Source organism: Enhygromyxa salina (assembly GCF_000737335.2).
Classification (GTDB): Bacteria; Myxococcota_A; Polyangia; order Nannocystales; family Nannocystaceae; genus Plesiocystis; species Plesiocystis salina_C.
Genome location: NZ_JMCC02000078.1, coordinates 1 through 16,034, shown reverse-complemented (window position 1 = coordinate 16,034; position 16,034 = coordinate 1). Strand labels below are relative to the sequence as shown.

11 protein-coding genes are annotated in these 16,034 nt (G+C 67.5%); 6 read left to right on the top strand and 5 right to left on the bottom strand.

What is annotated here, in order from left to right; translation table 11 throughout:
* Window positions 1–62 precede the first annotated feature (62 nt).
* Window positions 63–1,391 (bottom strand): tetratricopeptide repeat protein, encoded by a 1,329-nt coding sequence (locus DB30_RS27145; protein WP_052554202.1) that lies wholly within the window; start codon window positions 1,389–1,391, stop codon window positions 63–65.
* Window positions 1,392–1,546: 155 nt separating this feature from the next.
* Entirely contained in the window at window positions 1,547–2,728 is a 1,182-nt protein-coding gene (locus DB30_RS27140) for a M20 metallopeptidase family protein (protein WP_052554201.1), read from the bottom strand.
* 65 nt (window positions 2,729–2,793) lie between these two features.
* Between DB30_RS27140 and DB30_RS27135 the strand changes: the two genes are divergently transcribed.
* On the top strand, window positions 2,794–3,294 hold the full coding sequence (locus DB30_RS27135; protein WP_240480339.1) for a C-GCAxxG-C-C family protein: 501 nt from the start codon (window positions 2,794–2,796) through the stop codon (window positions 3,292–3,294).
* On the opposite strand, the gene DB30_RS27130 is transcribed toward DB30_RS27135, so the two are convergent.
* Window positions 3,263–3,919, bottom strand: a complete 657-nt coding sequence (locus DB30_RS27130; RefSeq protein WP_165703970.1) for a class I SAM-dependent methyltransferase — start codon at window positions 3,917–3,919, stop codon at window positions 3,263–3,265. The genes DB30_RS27135 and DB30_RS27130 overlap by 32 nt on opposite strands.
* Before the next feature lie 88 nt (window positions 3,920–4,007).
* Here DB30_RS27130 and DB30_RS27125 point away from each other — a divergent pair, with 88 nt between their 5' ends.
* Window positions 4,008–5,828, top strand: a complete 1,821-nt coding sequence (locus DB30_RS27125) for a serine/threonine-protein kinase (RefSeq protein WP_052554197.1) — start codon at window positions 4,008–4,010, stop codon at window positions 5,826–5,828.
* A 29-nt stretch (window positions 5,829–5,857) separates the two neighbouring features.
* On the opposite strand, the gene DB30_RS27120 is transcribed toward DB30_RS27125, so the two are convergent.
* The gene (locus tag DB30_RS27120) at window positions 5,858–7,006 is read right to left on the bottom strand and encodes a choice-of-anchor L domain-containing protein (protein ID WP_052554196.1); all 1,149 of its coding nucleotides are present in this window, start codon (window positions 7,004–7,006) and stop codon (window positions 5,858–5,860) included.
* A 210-nt stretch (window positions 7,007–7,216) separates the two neighbouring features.
* Between DB30_RS27120 and DB30_RS27115 the strand changes: the two genes are divergently transcribed.
* Window positions 7,217–8,074 (top strand): 3'-5' exonuclease, encoded by an 858-nt coding sequence (locus DB30_RS27115; protein ID WP_052554195.1) that lies wholly within the window; start codon window positions 7,217–7,219, stop codon window positions 8,072–8,074.
* Between the two features lie 470 nt (window positions 8,075–8,544).
* Here the strand turns inward: DB30_RS27115 and DB30_RS27110 are convergent, their stop codons facing one another.
* Window positions 8,545–11,505: a hypothetical protein gene (locus tag DB30_RS27110; RefSeq protein ID WP_052554194.1), complete on the bottom strand. Its 2,961-nt coding sequence runs from the start codon at window positions 11,503–11,505 to the stop codon at window positions 8,545–8,547.
* Between the two features lie 162 nt (window positions 11,506–11,667).
* Here DB30_RS27110 and speD point away from each other — a divergent pair, with 162 nt between their 5' ends.
* From speD to DB30_RS41695, 3 genes are all read left to right on the top strand, one after another.
* A complete protein-coding gene (gene speD / locus DB30_RS27105) occupies window positions 11,668–12,468 on the top strand; it encodes an adenosylmethionine decarboxylase (protein WP_052554193.1) in 801 nt (266 codons plus the stop codon).
* Between the two features lie 9 nt (window positions 12,469–12,477).
* Entirely contained in the window at window positions 12,478–15,171 is a 2,694-nt protein-coding gene (locus tag DB30_RS27100; RefSeq protein WP_052554191.1) for a chloride channel protein, read from the top strand.
* Between the two features lie 566 nt (window positions 15,172–15,737).
* Window positions 15,738–16,034: hypothetical protein (locus DB30_RS41695; RefSeq protein ID WP_205633075.1), on the top strand; the 297-nt coding region annotated here is incomplete at its 3' end.

Genomic DNA, 16,034 nt, shown 5'->3' with positions numbered 1-16,034 from the left:
CTCAGCCCGCGACTCACGCGACTCACGCGACTCACGCGGTGTGGGGCCGACCAGGGATCGCGCTAGCGCGCGGCTTTGCGGCCAGCGTCGCCGCGGAAGTAGTTGCGCGTGCCATCGACCCGGGCGACCCCGCGGGTCCGGGCGCCGTCAAAGCTGTCGAGCGCGCGGCTGACCACGTCGACGTCGAACTGCATCTCTACCGTGGGCTCGAGCTGGCTGACGTAGTGCAGCGTGAGCTCGCGAGCTTCGTCTTCGGTCGCTGCGATCACCGTCAGGTCCGTGGTGTAGCCCTCTGCGCCGTCGGGCCAGTCCGCGGGCGTGCTCTCGAGCTCGGCCCGCACCCGCACCCGAAACGCGTCGGCGATGCGCTCTGTGGTGCCATGGTCGGCGCGGTTGATGGTCTCGAACATGTGCGGGGTGATCCAGTCGCGCCGACCCGCGAGCCGGGCGACTTCGCGGGCCTCGGTCTTGCGCCCGTACTGCCACAGCGACTCGAACACCTCTTCGGTGACCAGGCTGGCGTAGCCCGAGCCGAGCTCGCCACGATCGTGGAAGGTCGTGACCAGATCCAAGGCGCGGTAGATCAAGCGCAGCGCGACGTCGAGATCGCCGGCTGGATCGGCGAGCGTCCACGCGCCGAGCACCGCGAGCGTGAGCGGGTTGTCGCGCTCGGCTGCGTGGGCGCGCTCCATGGTCTCGCGGGCGGCTTCGTGGCGGCCCAGGCGATACAGCGTGATCGCGTGATTGTAGAGCGCGCTGCCGTGCTCGGCCTCGAGCGAGAGGGCCGTCTCGAACCGCTCGATCGCTTCGTCGAGGCGCTCGAGATCCGACAGGCAGATGCCATGCTCGACCAGCATCTCGACGTCGAGAGGATCTTCTTGAAGGTAGACGTCGTAGACTTCTTCGGCCTCTTCGAGCCGCGCCTGGCGACGCAGCAGGGCCCCGAGCGCGGCGTTGGCTTCGACCATGGTCGGCGCGCTCTCGTCGAGTGAGAGCGCGCGGCGATAGCAAGCTTCGGCACGGGCTTCGTCGCCTTGACGCTCGAGCACGGCGCCGAGGTTGTAGTGCTGCAGCACGCCGCTGGGGTCGAGCGCGACCGCGACCTCGAAGGCCTCGCGCGCTTGCTCGAGCTCACCGCACAGATCCAGCACGTTGCCGAGCGCGGTCAGGATGTCGGGCTTGCGCGGAAATTCTTCAGCCGCACGACGGGCCAGGATCAGCGCGTGGACGTAGTCGCCCGTGTCACACAGACCGCGGATCCACATGCAGTAGATCGGGATGCGATCTTGCTCGGGCAGCTCCGGCTCCCACGAGCTTCGCAGCAGGCGTACGGCCGAGTCGGCGGCACCTTGATCGAGCAAGGTCGCGATGGCGTCGAGTTGGGGGCGCATTGGGTCCCTAGCTCCGAGTTTTTTTGCATGAGCGCCCGGCCCTGGCAATCGTTATTCCACGGCTGGAGCCATTCGCGAGTGACGAATGTCGGGGGGGTGCGAGAGCGACGGCGGCTTGCGCCAGCTTGGACGACCCGCTTCGCGCGTGGCGCGACTCAGGCCGACAGGCGATCGCGCACGAGCCCCAAGAACATCTGCATGCCGGTGGGGATCAGCTCGTCGTCGAAGTCGAAGTGCGGGTGATGACAGCCCGGCGTGCTCTCGCCTTCGCGGCCCGCCCCCAAGAAGAAGTACGCAGCGGGCACTTCAGCGGCGAAGTAGGCGAAGTCTTCGCCACCGGCCATGGGCAGGTCACGTCCGTTCAGCGACAGGCCTTCGACACCTGCGGCGACCCGCGAGACGGCCTCGACGCAGGCGGCGTTGTTGACGAGCACGGGGTAGCCAGTCTCGAGGGCGAGATCGACCTCGACGCCGTAGGCGGCGCCGATCCCCTTGGCGAGTTCGCGCATGCGAGCGAGCACGCGCTGCGTCGCGGTGTCCGTGAAGCTGCGCACGGTGCCAGTCATGCGGGCGACCTCGGGGATCACGTTGACGGCCTCACCCGCCTCGAAGGTGCAGACGCTGAGCACGGCGCCACCGGCCGCGCTCAAGCCCCGCGACACGGCGGTCTGCAGGCTGCCGATCAGGGCTGCGGCCGCGACGATTGGGTCCCGGCAGTCTTGCGGTTGGCTGGCGTGTCCACCCTTTCCGCGCACGGTGATCTCGAAGGTGTGGACCTGGGCCATGATCGGCCCTTCGATGACTCGCAGCTCGCCGCGGGGATAGAGCGGCCAATTGTGGAGGCCGTAGATCTCGTGGACGCCCTCGAGCGCGCGCTCGGCGACCATGACCTTGGCGCCGCCGCCGTTGACGCCCTCTTCGGCGGGCTGAAACACCAGGCGGACGTTGCCGCCGACTTGGTCGCGATAGCGAGCGAGGATCGCCGCGGTGCCGAGCAAGATCGCGGTGTGGCCGTCGTGACCGCACTTGTGCGCGCGACCATCATGGATCGACTTCCACTCGAGCTCGGTGTGCTCGGTCATTGGCAGGCAGTCGATGTCGGCGCGCAGGGCGATGGTCCGGCCCTGGCCATGCAGCTCGGGGCGAAGATCCGCGACCAGCCCGGTCTGCGCGCACTCGCGTGGCTCGAAGCCGAGCTGGGTCAGCCAACCCTTGATCAGCCGCTGGGTGCGGACCTCTTCAAAGCCGAGCTCGGGGTGCTTGTGGATGTCCCGACGGATCTCCGTGAGGGTTGGGGCCAAGGCCTCGATCTCGCCAAGCGGGTCCTCCCACGACATGCGCCGCAGCCTATATCAAAACGAGCACGCAACCCAACGCTCGGGGTCCGTGGCACACTCGTGTGATGAGCGGTCAGGGCGTGCGAGGGCGAGGACCGATCCGCAGTAAGGCGTTGCTGCTCTACGCGGGTGAGCGAACCCCTCATCGCTCGTGTGGAATTGCCTTGGCGGAGAGCTTTGATCGGCCGACTGCGGCCTATCAGAGCCTGCGCCGGGGCGGGATCACCGGTCGCGGTCAGTGCGGGGCGATCGTCGCGGGACAGCTGTTGCTCGGCGAGTTTCTTGGTGATCCCGATCCAACTGGGGCCGTCACGCCACCGCTGCGCGCGGCGATGACTCGCTACCTCGAGCGGGTCGAGGACGAGCTCGATCGCGGGCCTAGCCCAACGTTGATCTGCAATGACATGGTCGCGCCGCACGGCGAATTCATGGGGCCGGCTCGCCACCACTTTTGTACGGCGGTCGTGGGTCAGGTCGCGCAGCTCGTCGACGAGTTGCTGCGCGAGCATGGCGTCACGCACCAGGCGACGCCGGTCAGCTTGGCCGACGGCTCCGTGCTTGGGTAGCGCTCGCGCCAGCGTGGCTCCGTCGCGCATAGATGTGAACCTTTGTGCCTCGCTTCCAGCTCGCGTCGAGCCGAACCACCTCGCGCAGCTCGAACGCCGGGTGCGGATCGAAGTCCTGCAAGCTGACCAGCGTGCGCAGCCGCGGGAGCTTGGCCAAGCGCCGCTGCAGGCGGGCCATGAACGCCGACGAGAACGCCGTCGAGCAGGTGTAGATCACCGTGGCCTCGTCGAGCGGGTGGCGGAGCATGTCGGCCTGCACGAACGCGGCGCGGCGGCTGCCTGCCACGTGCTCGCGCTGGGCCGTGGCCAGCACCCGCGCGGCCACTGCGACCCGCGTGGCCGAGAGCTCGACCCCAAGCGCGCGCCCGACCGGGGTCGTCATCGCCGCGAGCAGCACGACCTTGCCGAGTCCAGACCCAAGGTCGACAAACTGGTCGCGCCGGCTCAGCCCAAGCTGCGCGAGCAGGCGGATCGTGGCGGTGGGTCGCAGCTCGCCGTAGGTCGAGGACCCCGACGAGCGCTCGACCCGGTGCTTGTCGGAGGTCGGGATCTCGAACCCCTCCAGGCGCAACCCACGATACAGGCGGCGGAGCTCGGCTCGGGGATCGCTGGCAGGCGCGCTCAATTGGCCCAAGTCTACGCGAGCTGAAAAAATTTTGGCCCAGGACAATCCCGATCGAGCCGGCCGGGTACTAGCAGGGCGCCTCGTGAACATGCCCGCCCAAGACCAGCCCTCCCGCGCCTCGCTACCCGCGCCCTCCCCCGCTGACGATCGCGCCGACACGGAGCGCACGGCTCCAGCGGCGCCGGATGTGCCCACCCTCGAGCTCGAACGGCTTCGCCGCGAGGTCAAGTCGCGCCTGTTTGGCACCGAGCAGGGCCAAGTGAGCATCGACCGCTACCAGATCCTCAGCTGCATCGGGCAAGGCGGGATGGGCATCGTCTACGCCGCACGCGATGAGCGGCTGGGTCGAACGGTGGCGCTCAAGCTGCTGCGGCCGGAGCTCAGCCGCCCTGGCAGCGGGGGCCGGGCCGATCTCGCCAAAGAGGCCCAGTCGCTGGCCAAGCTGTCGCACCCCAACGTGGTCGCGGTGTTCGACGTTGGCGAGTACGAGGGCCAGGTGTTCGTGGCCATGGAGTACGTCGAAGGTCAGAGCCTGCGACGCTGGCTCGAGACGCCGCGCTCGCTCACGGCGATCCTCGAGGTCTACATCGCCGCGGGTGAGGGCCTGGCGGCGGCTCACAAAGCGGCGCTGATCCACCGCGACTTCAAGCCCGACAACGTGCTCGTGGGCGCGGACGGCCGCCCGCGGATCCTGGACTTTGGGCTGGCGCGCGGCCCCGAGTCACAGGTCGCCGCCCGACCGCCCGCGTTTGCTGACAGCGCCGAGGCGACCGCGACCAGCCTCTCGCGGCATGGCGTGTTGCTGGGGACCCCAGCCTACATGGCGCCCGAGCAGCACCTTGGCGAGCGGGCCGATGCCCGCAGTGATCAGTTTGGATTTTGCGTCGCGCTGTACCAAGCGCTGTACCGAGCGCTGCCGTTTCCAACCGATGATCTGCGCTCCCTGTCGCTGGCGATCGTCGCCGGCAAGCTGACGCCGCCGCCGATCGTGCCGGGCTTGCCGGATCGTCTGCGGCGGCTGGTGTTGCGTGGTCTACGGGTCGAGCCTGACGCCCGCTACCCCGACATGGACACGCTGCTCGCCGAGCTGCGCGACGTTCGTACCGGCCTCGCCCACGGGCTCGATCATGCCCCGGCGCTCGGCCAGGCTGCCGCGCCCACACCCGAGCCAGGGCCAAGCTACGACACCCGCGCGATCGAGCGAGCGTTTGGGATCGGGGCGCGAGCGGACGCTGGCGTTGGCGGCCGCCCCCCACTGAGCGAAGCCGAGGTCGCCGAGATCGCCGACGAGGTCGGGCTCGACCTGCACGCGTCGAGCGGGAGCTCCCCTGGATCTCGGCCGGACGCGGCCGCGCGCGAGCTCGACCAATTCAAGATCGGCGAGCGCACGCACTTTGGCCTGCCATCCACGATCCTGGCGGAGCGGGAGCTCAGCGCCCTGCCCTCGTTCGACACCCAGCGCCGGGTCGTGCGTGAGCTCGAGCGCAACCTTGGCGGCACCGGGATCGTCGAGCAATTCGAGGGCGGCATGACCTGGGCCAACAACGAGGCCGAGGTCAGCATCGATCGTCAGCCCGGCGGCGCGCGCTTGGTGATCCGACGCAGCTTCGACAGGCTGGCCCGCAGGCGTCGGCGCCGTGGCATGGTCCTAGGCGGCTTCCTCGGGTTCTTCACCGGCGCGGTGTTGACCGACGTGCTGCCCGGGCTGCTCGTCGCGTTCGAGCCGGTCTTGGTGTTCTCGGGGTTGGCGCTGGGGATCCTCGCCGGTCTCGAGGTGACCAAGAAGATGCACCAGCGGCAAATGAACGAGGAGCGAGCGCTGCTCGGGTGGGTGTCCGAGCGGGTCGCCGCCCTGATCACGGCCGAGCGCGATCAAAAAGCCCTGCCAGCCGAGGGTCCTAGGCGCTGAGCTGCCGCGCTGAGCTGCCCGCGAACCCACTACTCGATCGGGGTGGTCGAGGGCGGCTCTTCGCCGTCGCAGCCCCACTCGAAGTTGTCGAGGAACGCGTAGCTGTCGAGGATCGAGTCGCTCATGTCGAAGATCCCGAGCACCAGCGTGAAGGTCTCGCCCGGCTTGACCCCCGCGTTGGTCTTGAGCCACTTGGTGCCGGCGTGACCCTCCATGCAGGTGCCATGCAGCTCGGGGGCCGAGCAGCCGCCCTGACACTCGGGATCGTTGAGCGGGTTGGCGTCGCGGTAGTCGAGGAACCCGGCGTTGAGCGAGATCGGGGCGCCTTCGTTGTCGAACGAGATGTTGCCGGTCCAGACCTCGGACTCGAGCCAGCCAATGTACATGTCGTTGTAGACCGACAGGTAATAGTCCGGGTACTCGAAGCTGAAGTACGCGAGGTCGTAGCTGAACGAGTTGACGCCCAACGGGACCGTGCCCGTGATCCGCAGCTCGGTGTAGTCGTTGACGCTGCCGGCCAGCTGCGACTCGATCGTGTTCGAGCAGTCGCCCATGCCGATCAGCCCCGGGTTCTCGGTGCAGGTCTGCGCGCCGACGTCCGTGCCGACCATGGGGGCCGGCAGGGTGATCGGGTCGTAGGCGCCAAGGTCCGAGCTGCAGCCGAACCCGGTGTTGTCGTCGAGCTCGTCGACGCGACCCGAACCGATGACCACATACTTGCCGCCCTCTTGGGGTGGGAACGCGCCAAGGTTGCCGAATGACGAGCGCGTGCCGATGCCCGCTGCGGCCCCGCTGGTCGTGAACGTGACGGTGGGCTCGCCCGGACAGTTGAGCCCGAGGGCCTGGACGATCGGCGTGTTGCCCGTGTTGTCGCAGGGGGTGTGGGTGGGGATCTCGCAGTCGCAGAACTCACCTTCACCGCAGGGCACCGTGTCGGTCTCGTTCTCTTCGATGTCGAGCTTGAGCTCCCCATCGGCCGAGTCCCCGTCACCAGTGGTGTCGTCGTTGGTGTCGATGCCGCTGTCGATGCCGCTGTCGATGCCGCTGTCGATCCCCTCGTCGGCCGAGTCGTCACCCGGTGGCGTCTTGCAGCCGGTCGCGAACAAGCCCAGCGCGCCGCTCAGCGTGGCGATGGCGGTGAAGCGCGCACTGTACAAACGACAAAACCCCAGCGTCATGGCGGGTAACCTAGCAGTGATCTGGGCGGGTACGAAACCAATGATGGGTTCGGCAGCTCGAAATTCACCATTAGTGGAGGAATTTGACGCAGCAAGAATTACCTAAACTTCTAGGTGTGAGCGGAGAGCCGGCGTCCGCATGGGTGCTCCTCGCGTGGCGCAGCACTCGGCGCGAGACAGACGAAGCCTGACGGGTATAAGGGCGGCCGCATGAGCGACGAGACCGCCTCCACCTCCGTTCCGCAGATCAAGGACCTCGGCCCCCGCTTCTTCGAGTTTGTCTCGAGCCTCGAGCGCCCGGTCGTGTTCCTCGACATCGAGGCGACAGGGGTCGACCCACAGCGTGATCGCATCATCGAGATCTCGCTGCTGCGGGTGTCATCGGATCCAGTGGCGATCGAGGCACCGCGGACCTGGCGGATCGATCCCAAGCAGCGGATCCCGCAAGAGGCGACCGAGATCCACGGGATCCACAACGAGGATCTCGAGGGTTGCCCCAGCTTCGTCGAGCTCGCGGGCGAGCTCGCGCAGCTGCTGCGGGGCGCAGACTTGGCAGGCTTCGCGATCACGCGCTTGGACCTACGTCTGCTCAAGGCCGAGTTCGCCCGCAGCGAGATCGAGATCGATCTCTCGGTGTCACGCATGGTCGACACCCAGGTGATCTTCCACGCTCGCGAGCCCCGCAACCTCGCGGCCGCGGTCGAGTTCTACTGCGGTGAGAAGCTCGAGGGCGCGCACGGGGCCGAGGCCGACACGATCGCCAGCCTCAAGGTGTTCGCCGGACAGCTCGCGCGCTACGAGGATCTGCCGACCCACGTCGGGGGCCTCGACGAGCTGAGCACCGCCGTGAACTCTGCGTTCGTCGACGTGAGCCGCCGCTTCATGTGGAAGGACGGGGAGCCGGCGTTCAACTTTGGCAAGCTCAAGGGCAAGCCGCTACGCTGGGCCGCCGGGGATCCCGAGCACCGCACCTACTTGCGTCGGCTGCTGCAAGGCACGCTCGAGGGCGAGGCGCACGACGTCGTGGTCGAGGCGCTGCAGGGGAAGATCCGGCGCAAGCCTTCATGACCCTCATGACCCCCACATAGACCTTCGCACTTCGCGGTCACTCGCTTCGCTCGCTCCCAAGGGGCCGTTTGTATGCGAGGGCATGTGTGGCCCCCTAGAAGGGGGCTCCTCATGACCCCCACATAGACCTTCGCACTTCGCGGTCACTCGCTTCGCTCGCTCCCAAGGGGCCGTTTGTATGCGAGGGCATGTGTGGCCCCCTAGAAGGGGGCTCTCGTCTGGGCACCTGCAGCTGCTGGGTACCTCTCCACTCACGTGTTGGTTTTTGACCCTGCTTCCACAGAGATCTTGGTCCTTCGCCAAGGTCTATGGGGGGTCATAGAAGGCCTCCCAAGTGCGCCCCCCCGAGAGCCCCCTTCTAGGGGGCCACACATGCGGATGCGTACAAACGGCCCCGAGGAGCGAAGCGACCAGACGCGTCAGCGGCTGCAGTCGGCGAGGTCTAAGGTCTCTGTGGGGGTCATTAACAGCTAGTCGTCGTCGAGCAGTAGGTCGACGTCGCCGCGCTCGTACTTGGCCTTGCGGACCTCTTTGGGCATGTCGGGGCACACGTCGAAGCGGGGGTCGAGCACGTCGACCTCTTCACCGGTCTTGCGGGCGGCCTCGCGGGCTTCCTCGATCAGCTTGGCTTCCCAGTTGCTGCAGCGGTGCTTTTGCCACGTGCGGATCTCCTTCTCGTCGACCTCGGGGAGCCCGTGGCGACGTCGGATCTCGTTCTTGAGCTGGCCTTCGGTCGAGCTCTTGCACTCGGTGGTGTGGATCTTGGTGTGGCTGCCCTTGGCGTTGTACTGGGTCTTCGCGTCGTAGGGGTTCATGAACACCTCCTGCGGCGAAGGCATCGGGTAGGTCACCTTGTAGAGCTCGACCCGGCGCGGCAGCTCGCCGTGCTCGAGCTCCCACTGGCGACAGACCCAGCGCGCGTGCCACTTTTGGTACCACGAGCCGTTGCCCCCTTCGCTGCCGGCGATCCGCCGGTTGATCTTGCGCTGGCGCGTGTAGGTGACCCACGGGATCGGGTACACGGCGTCGCAGATCGCCTCGGTCGCGCCGGGCATGAAGCAGGCGTAGACGTCGGTGTTGAGATCGTAGATCTCGCCCTCTTGGTCGGTCACCGTGACCCGCAAGAACACGTTGCTGCGCGGGGGGTTGGGCGCAAACATGCCCCAGCCTTGGGTGGTCTGGGTGGTCTGCAGCCAGTGCTTGAAGGTCCGGTCGACGTCGCCGCGGAAGGTCGACCACGAGTCCTTCTCTGGGAACTCGGTCGAGGCGACCGCGCCAAGGTGATAGACCGTGATCAGCGTGACGAGGGTCCGACCGATCGGCCCGTGCGACCACGGGCGGTTTTGGCGGCCGGTCACGGGGTCGCGGGGCGGGATCGGCTTGGGCGCGTCAACCTTGACGTGACAGCCGCCATAGCTGAGCACGCCGACCACCAGCACCACCCAGATCATGCCAAGCGCGTCGCGCTCGGCGGCGACGCTGCCCAGCCACGCGGCCAGCAGGATCACCGGTGAGAACCATGGGTTGAAGTCCAGCCCGCGCACCTGGCGGGCCATGACGACCAGCGCCATCACGGCGATCATCAAGACGAACCAGTTGGCCTCGATCTGGTGGACTTGGGCGGACAGGCCCGCCGACAGGTCGAACTTGGCCGTGTTGTCGACGAGCTTGGCGAGCTTGGCCCACATGTCCTCGTCGGTCTGGGCCCGGCGGATCACGCCGATCATGGCCAGGCCAACACCGGTGAACAACATCGCCCACGATTGCTGGTAGCCGTCGCGGATCGGCTTCCAACCCCGGCTCGCGCCAGCGGGCGGCTGCGGCGGCAGATCCAGGTTCGCCGAGGGGATGAACTGCCCGTCGCGGACGTGCTTGGGCATGGGCAGCTTGAAGACCCTGTGCAGGAGCTGGCCGAACTTGGTGCTCAGCAAGCCCAGCTCGTCGCCGTTGAGGAACGCTGGGTAGCAGGCCAACACCCCGGGCGAGAACCACCCCACGTTCATCGTGAGGATCAGGTGACCATGGAAGATCATCCCGAGCAGCAGCCACATGCGCCGGCCAAACACCCAGCGGCACACCCAGTCGAGGTCCAGCCAGCGCAGCCGGCCTCGCTTCTCGCGGGGGATGTCCTGGCGATCACGCAGCTTGCGAAACCCCCAGACCACCAGCGCCGCGACGAGCGGGATGCTGACCCCAACGATCCACTGGATCAGGGTGATCGCCTCGGCCTCTTGAAAGACCCGCCCGAACACCACGAAGCCCTGGGCGGGGGCCCGGTAGTGGACCGGGTAGCTCCACAAGATGATCGCGTAGAACCATGCCACGAACCCGCCAAGGCCGATCCGCGCCAGCCACAGCTTGGCGCCCTCGAGCCGAGGGATCTGCTCGCGTCGGTGCCAGCGCAGGATCATGCCGAACACCACGAGCGGGAACAGGGCCTCCCACCAGTGCACGACCCAGGTGTTGATCCGAAACAGCGAGGTCCCGAAGTACGAAGACAGCAGCTGCGGCGGCATCCGGTAGAAGTGGTCGAGGTTGAACGCGTAGTAAAACGCGTCGCCGCGGGTCCAGACCGGGCCGTTCTTGAGCGTGCCAGTAGCGCAGTAGAGCACCGCGATATTGAGGATCACGAACACCCGCGGCCAGGCTGGGATCGCCCGATAGATCGGCTCGAGGAAGCGGGTCGTGCCCTCGGTCTCGACCACCGCGCCGGCGCCGTTGCCCGGCCCGCCTGGGGTGGACAGCCGGCCTTGCTTGCGCAGCTTTCGGCAGCGCAGCCAGTTGTCGACGCTCCAACCTTCGCCGCAGCGCGACAGCAGCAGATAGAAGAAGAACACCCGGTAGACGTTCTCGGTCGCCTCCCAAAACAAGGTGTTGCGCAGGATGATCCCCATGTACAGGAACCACGCGACCCACTTGATCCACTTGGTCTGGAACCCGACGATGAACATCACCATCGCGATCTCGAACACCACCAAGTAGGTCCAAAAGAAGGTTGGCGAGCTGTCGAACAGCAACAGCGAGTAGTTGGGACCCTTGAGCCACTCGACGAACGCGCCGAAGGTGAAGAACATCGCGGGGTCGTTCTCGCTGTTGCCGTCGCCGTAGCCGGCGAACTGCGAGCGCGCGCGGTAGTGCTGGGCGATGTCCGTGGCGAACAGGCCCTCGTCCATGAACAGGTACTCGAACAGCTCCCACAGGCCGTTGACGTTGCACAGCGCGCAGAACCCAAACACGATCCGCATCGCGGCGATCGGGCGCGGGTCCTCCATGCGCAGCCACAGCTTTCGCCACGCGTCGCGGTGGGCGACGAAGAACATCGCCAGGCAAGTGACGGCGGCGAACAGCAACCAACCGACCCCCGGCGACAGGGCGATCGCGTCGTAGTTGGGCAATTGGTCGTCGGCGAGCGCGAGCAACAGCGGCTGCATCGCTGCGGAGCATCGCACGCCGGCCGTCTGGCCACAGCAGCGGCATCAACGGCGCGCTAGAATTGCTGCTATTGAGGGTTGCAACGGGCTCGCTCGTGGTCCGCGCGTTGCACGGGCCTGCTCACTTGCAAAAAAAACGCGGCTGCCCAGAATGGCGAGCCTATGCCACGCGAGCCGATTCGCCTCGAAGGCTTCAACAACCTGACGAAGATCGTGAGCTTCAACCTCTACGACTTCGCGGTGGCCCGGACCCAGAGCGAGCGCGACAGCTACATCGCCTACTTGCACGAGCACTTCTCGGGGCCGCGGATCACACAGATCCTCAGTGAGATCGCGCGGATCATCGACGCCGAGGTGCTCAGCGCCTCGACCCAGGACTACGATCCCTACGGGGCCAGCTCGCTGGTGTTGATGAGCGACCTTGGTCACGGCCAGGTGGTGGGGGCGGACGGCAAGGTCGGGCCCGGCCAGCCCAACGCCAAGGTCGCGGCCAGCGTCGCCGCGCACCTGACCAAGAGCCACCTGTGCGCGCACACCTATCCCGACGTGCTCGACCCGCGGGGGATCTGCACGTTTCGGGTCGACATCGACATCGCGACCTGCGGCACGATCGTGCCCCTGCGCGCGCTCGACTACATGTTCCAGAGCTTCGAGAACGACGTGGTGATCATCGACTACGTGGTCCGCGGGTTCACGCGCGACACCGAGGGCAACCGGGTCTACATGGATCACACCGTTCGTTCGATCCAGGACTTCATCGATCCCAAGGTGCTGGCCAACTACGAGTGTGAAGATCTGGCGCTGCCAAGCCAGAACATCTGGCAGACCAAGATGATGCGCACCGACTTGGATCCTGCCCAGTACTTTGCCCCGGGCGTCGATCCCTTCGACCCGCAGAGCCGGGAGCTGCTGGGGCTCATCAAGCGCGAGATGGCCGGGATCTACTACAGCCTGCCCAACTGAGCCCAAGCCGTGGGTGACGAACGCGACGCCGAGCACGACCCGCCCCAGGGGACTGAGGCGGAGCGGGACGGCGGCGCAACGGACGAGCCCAGCATGGATGGGGTGCCGGTCTCGGTCTCGGATGCCGTGACCGAGCCGGTGGAGCTGCCCCCAGTCTCGGTGGGCTCGAAGACCGTGGTGGTTCGCGAGCCCAGCACCGAGGTGGTGATCGAGCCTCCGCTCGAGCCCCCAATCGAGCCAAGCCTCGAGCTCGACATCGCGTTCGAGGAGGAGCTGCGCTCGCCGATCACCAGCAGCGACGGGCCGGCCGCTTCGGGCACATATGAGGTTGGGGCGCTCGGCTCGGCCGAGCCACGCGGCCGTCGCAAGCGCCACTCGGCGGGTGTCCACCAGTCTCTGGCCGGGGTCGCGGTGCGGCAGGACACCGGCGCGCACGAGATCGTCAGCGAGACAACGCCAGCTCCTGCGCCCGCCGCCGCGCCCCGCCGCACGCCTCGCAAGACCCGCACCTACGCCTCGGTCGGCGCGCCGCCGCGCGAGCCCACGAGCTCGCTCGAGGCGCTCAGCCAGGGCCGCCCACGCTCGGCCACGGGCATGTGGGACACGAGCAAGACCGGGTTCTACAAGCCGCTGCCTGCAACCGCCCGCATCGTTCACCTGTGGGAGGAGCTCGGGCTGCGCGTCGGCCAGCGCATCGCCGAGGCTGTCAATGACGACCACGTCTATCTGTTGATGATGGCCGTGCTCGTGGGGGTTGCGAGCGGGGCCACGGCCGGCGTCTTGCTGCTGTGGATCGCCTGGACCGTCGAGGCCTTCCCCGCGGTCGGCAAGGCGTTCCCCAGCTTCGGCTGGATCTACCTCGTGCTCGCCCCCGCGCTCGGTGGCCTCATGGTGGGCGGCCTGCGAACGGTCGCGCGTCGCTACTTTGGCGACATCCCCGAGGGCATCCCGGCGGTGATCGAAGCGGTCGGCCAGCAGGGTCAACTCGAGGGCAGGTCGGGCGCGGTGTTGGGGATCGGGACCGGGCTGACGATCGCCTCGGGCGGCTCGGTCGGTCACGAGGGGCCAACCGTGGCGATCGGGGCCACGGTCGGCTCTGTGGTCGCGCGCTTCTTCGGGCTGCGGATGCGCAGGCAGACCACGATGGTCGGGGCCGGCTGCGCGGCGGGTCTGGCCTCGGCCTTCAACGCGCCGCTGGCTGGGGTCATCTTCACGGTCGAGGTCGTGTTCAAGCGCAGCGTTGGCGGCAACGTTGGGACCATGTCCGTGTTCACGCCGCTGATCGTCGCCGCCGTCGCGGGCACGTTCACCTCGTACGCGATCTTCGGCGAGCGCTCGGAGCTGATCGCTCCCGGTGAGGTCGCCGGCGATCACCTCTTGGTCGAGATGATCTTCTTCCTCGCGCTGGCCGTGGTCGCCGGGCTGCTGAGCCCGCTGATGAGCCGCGTGATCCTGTGGATCGGGGATCTGTTCGAGCGCATGAAGCGGCTGCCCCAGTGGGTCCGGCCTGGGCTCGGTGGGCTCGGCGTGGGCATCTTGGGCGTGGTGTTGTTCACCCAGCTGCTCGGGCCGGGCCGCGGGATCGTGTTCGACGCGCTCAACAGCGAGCTGGTCTGGCAGGTCGCGCTTGGTCTGGCGCTGCTCAAGATCCTCGCGACCGCGCTGACGATCGGCTCGGGTGGCATGGGCGGCGTGTTCATGCCTTCGTTGGTGATCGGCGCCTGCGTGGGGACGGTCGTGCACGCGCTCGCGGCCCTCGTGCTCGGCGACGGCGTGAGCCAGCCGGCCGCCTACGCGCTGGTCGGCATGGGCGCGTACCTTGGCGCCACCTTGCGCGCCCCGCTAACGCCGATCGTGATGATCTTCGAGCTGACCGGCGACTACGGGCTGATCTTGCCGCTGATGTTCGCCTGCATCTTGTCGGCGTTCGTGGCTGGCCGGGTTGAGAAGGACACGCTCTTCGATCTGACCTTGCGCCGCCGCGGCAGCTCGCGGGTGCTCGATACCGGCGACGACATCGGCGTGATGCAGCGCGGCCACGTCGGGGATCTGATGGTCCCGCCGGATCACATGCTGCGCATGAGCTCGAGCTTCGAGGAGCTGCAGCGCGCCGCGCTGGTCGAGGACACCCCCACGCTGTACCTGCTCGACGACCACGAGCGCGTCGCCGGGGTCATCGACAGCCGCGCGCTGGCTGCCAGGGTGTTGCGCGGCGAGATCGACCACGAGGCCAGCGCCGGCGAACTGGCGACCAACGAGCGGCCGACCCTGCTGGTCCCCGATGACACCCTGGCCGGCGCGATGCTGGCGTTCTCCCGCTCGGGCCGCGACGTGCTGCCGGTCGTCGACGCGGATCGGCAGCTGCTTGGCCTGCTCGAGCGGACCGTGCTCATGACCCACTACAGCGAGCACGTGCTCGAGCAGCGCGACGCCGAGCTCGCCCTGCACAGCGGCGCGGGCCTCGACCACGAGGTCAACCTGGGCATGGGCGTGACCCTCGAGCGGGTGGTGGTGGGGCGCAACTGGGCCGGGCGCACCTTGATCGAGCTGGATCTGCGCGGGCAGGTCAACGTGCAGGTGCTCGAGTGGCGCCGCGATGATCAGCTGCTGGCGATCGATCCCAAGCAACCGCTGCGCGAGGGCGACGTGCTGGCCCTGGCCGGCAACCGCGACGACCTCCTCGCAGCCCGATGGGTCGGGTAGTGCCGCACGAGTTGGGGGGCGGGTCGTGCTTTTTGGGTCTGCGGGGGTCGGTGTGCTGATCGGGCAGCGCGCACGACCCGTGAGGGTCCCTCCGGGCACGGAGGGCTCAAGACGCTAATTTGCGTTGTCATGGATCGCTGTCGACGAGGTCGGGCTGGTGGCTTCGGTGGGGCACTCGCAACGCCCTCTTATTGTGCCCGGAGGGACCCTCACAAGTCTTCTGTGCGCTTCTCGTTGTTCGAGACGGCGGCTACGCGCTCGGGATCGAAGGGCGTCTTGGGGTCCAACAATGCTGGTTGCGGTGGTTGCACTCGATGGTTGCACTCGATGGTTGCACTCGATGGTTGCACTCGATGGTTGCACTCGATGGTTGCACTCGATGGTTGCACTCGATGGTTGCACTCGATGGTTGCACTCGATGGTTGCACTCGATGGTTGCACTCGATGGTTGCACTCGATGGTTGCACTCGATGGTTGCACTCGATGGTTGCGGTGGTCGATCGGACGCTTTCGAGTGGTCGAGTTGGTGCAGCGACAGCGCGCGTCCGAGCGCCGATGATTGCCGAGTGCTGCGGCCCGTGCTGCGGCCCGTGCTGCGGCCCGTGCTGCGGCCCGTGCTCCCCGAGCACGACGTCGACCCGGGCGCTGTCGCACGCGAGCATCCGAGCGGCGTGGCGTGGCGTGGCGTGGCGTGGCATGGCGTGGCGTCGCGTGGCGCCGTGGGTCGCGTGGCCTGCCGGCTGCGCGATGGTGCGTCGCCCAAGAAGCCGCCGAAGACAACCCGCTCGCAACCGGAGCCGGGCGTGCGCAGGCGATGCTCGAGGTACGCCCGCGAAACCAGTGGATGCCAGCAGGCGTGGACG